At 48.7% G+C, this 2798-nt stretch carries 5 protein-coding genes; all 5 read right to left on the bottom strand.

Features of this window, described 5'->3' with window-relative positions; all coding sequences use genetic code 11:
* Positions 1-248: 248 nt before the first annotated feature.
* The gene (locus tag EK22_RS21680) at positions 249-620 is read right to left on the bottom strand and encodes a calcium-binding protein (protein ID WP_036254408.1); all 372 of its coding nucleotides are present in this window, start codon (positions 618-620) and stop codon (positions 249-251) included.
* Between the two features lie 166 nt (positions 621-786).
* On the bottom strand, positions 787-1008 hold the full coding sequence (locus EK22_RS21685; RefSeq protein ID WP_036254412.1) for a Tsi2 family anti-toxin: 222 nt from the start codon (positions 1006-1008) through the stop codon (positions 787-789).
* A 9-nt stretch (positions 1009-1017) separates the two neighbouring features.
* Entirely contained in the window at positions 1018-1452 is a 435-nt protein-coding gene (locus tag EK22_RS21690) for a Tse2 family ADP-ribosyltransferase toxin (protein WP_161786484.1), read from the bottom strand.
* Positions 1453-1610: 158 nt separating this feature from the next.
* The gene (locus EK22_RS21695) at positions 1611-1997 is read right to left on the bottom strand and encodes an MAPEG family protein (RefSeq protein ID WP_036254417.1); all 387 of its coding nucleotides are present in this window, start codon (positions 1995-1997) and stop codon (positions 1611-1613) included.
* A 100-nt stretch (positions 1998-2097) separates the two neighbouring features.
* Positions 2098-2583, bottom strand: a complete 486-nt coding sequence (locus tag EK22_RS21700) for a VOC family protein (protein ID WP_036254419.1) — start codon at positions 2581-2583, stop codon at positions 2098-2100.
* Between the last annotated feature and the right edge of the window lie 215 nt (positions 2584-2798).

Here is a 2798-nt window from a genome sequence, read left to right on the forward strand (position 1 = left end):
GTCAGGGCAACACATCTTCGTGTTGGAAAATCATTATAACCTATTGATGAATATGAGATTAATTAATTTTCATTCAAACACTATTTACCTCGGTCAACGAGTGAAGCCTAACGCTTGAATTAACCGGCCCGACGGCGAGATACCACGCCAACTGGAGCCGGAATACCATTAAACAAAACCACCACCCTCAAATCGGCCACCCGACGTAGCGGGTCCGCTTTGAATGATGAGTGATACGGCTCTTCGTCTCAGCCAAACTCGTATCCTCGATCTACCCAGTAGCGCCAATCACCGATAGATTCTATTGTGTCCTCATCCGCATTAATCGGTTCAAGTTGCGCCAATGGAAGACCCATCGAGCGCCCCTTCCACTTCACCATAACGAACATCTCATGCATACAATCGTCCTCTGACGCCATACTCTCAGCTATGACCTCCTCACCTTTGCGCAGCGGCGAAATTGAACGTTCTCGTATGCAGCGGGCCTTGAAAGGGAAGGCGATTCTGTCTTGAAGATAGCAGTACCATCCTATCGCTTGCTCTTCTGGACAGTAAGCGTCAACGACGGCCTCCATCATGATGCGATACTCGCGTTCTTCGTCTTTCTGACGTTTCGCCATTGATGATATCTCTATTTGAATCGTGAGTTATATGAGTCGAGAGCTAAGAACCTTATAGCATAAGGGCGCGACGTTAGGAGCGTTCTTTTGAGCGCTATGTTAGGCTGCAGAGCGTAGGCGCCGTGTCTCACTTGATGCGGTAATCTATGCGTCTCCTTCACGGCAATTACCCAGATATTAGTTGCTCATAAGGTGGAAGATTAAACATATTAACCGCCAATTTGTTATAAGCTGTTTCAAGATTTTCAGCTGCTCTTTGTCGCTCCTCCAGTAGTTCGTACTCCTCTGGTTCGGCGTCCCCACTTTGTATAGCCTCTCGAAGAGCGCGAATTTCAGCAGCAACAGCTTGAATGGAAACAATTAATGCTTCAGTGCTGATCTCTGGCATGCTCACTCCTTACATTAAACTGATTTTTGCCAACTCACATCGGCGAACAACCGCAGCCCGTGCCATGTTATTCAGATAACCTTTCATTGTAGGGATGGTCATTCTGGTTTTGCACTCAATTTGATAATGATAACCCTTTAAATCTGGGTTGTAAGGGCTGATTTTTTCATTTTGATCTTTTCGAATCACCAACTCGCCGCTATATTCTGTGTCTTCTGGAATCCAGAAGTCGTGATTTGGAAACCAATGTGGAACATTATGTAAGGATGTTCCGCCTTCGGGCAGGACCTCCAGCCCACTTTGAACTGTTACAACATCGACGTCCGCTTTGCTCGTCACCATGCGGCCAAGTTTTTTGCTGAAATATTTTGTGGACTCCCAACGAGGATCGAGTACTCCATTGTCGGGATAAGTTCCAAATCTTAATGCTTTTAAACGATTTATCTACTACAGAGCGATAAAGAGCGCACTCAGTTTTAGCCATTGCCATCTCCATTCAGTTATAAAAATTTCTAACTACAATGCTACAACTACAAAAAGACTAACGTCCGCATTTGCGGAAAATTGGAGCGCAGCGGAAATTTTTCCGTAACATGCGCTTGTTAGGCTATATATAGCCCTAGCGACCCTACCAAACTAGCAATTAATAGAATGAAGGTTGGGACAACTGTTAAAACAAAGCCAGGTTGCCTTTTAGCCGGGTCAGTAATATACAAATGTCGATACAAAAAGCGCCCGATTAAATAAACTGCCCCAACGGCAGCGACTACCGAATTTGGCCAATAATGGCTAGCGATGAACAGAGCGGGAAGAAAACCCACCAATTGCTCCATCGTGTTCATTTGCACACGAAAAGCGCGTTCAAACTGCTCGTTCCCTGATGTTGAAGGGGGCCTAACATCGTGTTTGGCTCGTGCTCGGCCTACGAGGATACCAAATAGAAAAAACTGTAACACCGCCAAAACTGCTATTACGTGAACAAAATTCATACGTTAAAATTCCTGTTTATTTGGGTAGCCAAACGTGAAGCTAAGGGGCGGGCACGATAACGACCGTCTCGCTTGAGCGCAATGTTAGACTGCCCGCATCTCAGCCGCGGCGCGCCGCTTCGATCGCGGCGATGTCAATCTTTCGCATCGTCATCATCGCATCGAACGCACGCTTGGCGGCAGCGGGATCTGGATCAGTGATCGCTTCCGTCAGGGCCAGAGGTGTGATCTGCCAGGACAATCCCCATTTGTCCTGGCACCAGCCGCACGCACTCTCTTGGCCGCCGTTGCCGACGATCGCGCTCCAGTAGCGATCCGTTTCGGCTTGGTCAGCGGTTGCGACCTGAAACGAGAACGCTTCGTTGTGCTTAAATGCAGGTCCACCGTTGAGCCCGAGGCACGGAATGCCCATTATAGTGAACCAGACCGTCAACACATCCCCTGTCTTCCCGGACGGAAAGTCCCCCGGTGCGCGGTGCACTGCGCCGACAAACGAGTCGGGAAAAGTAGCGGCGTAAAACCGTGCCGCGTCTTCGGCGCTACCATCGTACCAAAGGCAAACCGTGTTCTTTGCTGGTGTTGTCATGTCACTTCTCCACTAAGATCGAAATTTGTGTCATTCCGGCATGGTTACACTGTGCTTCGCATTGTGGTTTAACGCTCAGCTAAGGGGCCGCGCGGTCAGCGCGGTCCTGCTTGAGCGCAGTGTTGGACGAAGCCGCTACGCGGAGAAAAAGCCCCAGCGCCTGATTATTTATAGAATGTAACCTCAAGCCCTCACTGAGAGGGATCATTCCACGA

The organism is Methylobacter sp. BBA5.1 (genome assembly GCF_000746145.1).
GTDB lineage: Bacteria > Pseudomonadota > Gammaproteobacteria > Methylococcales > Methylomonadaceae > Methylobacter > Methylobacter marinus.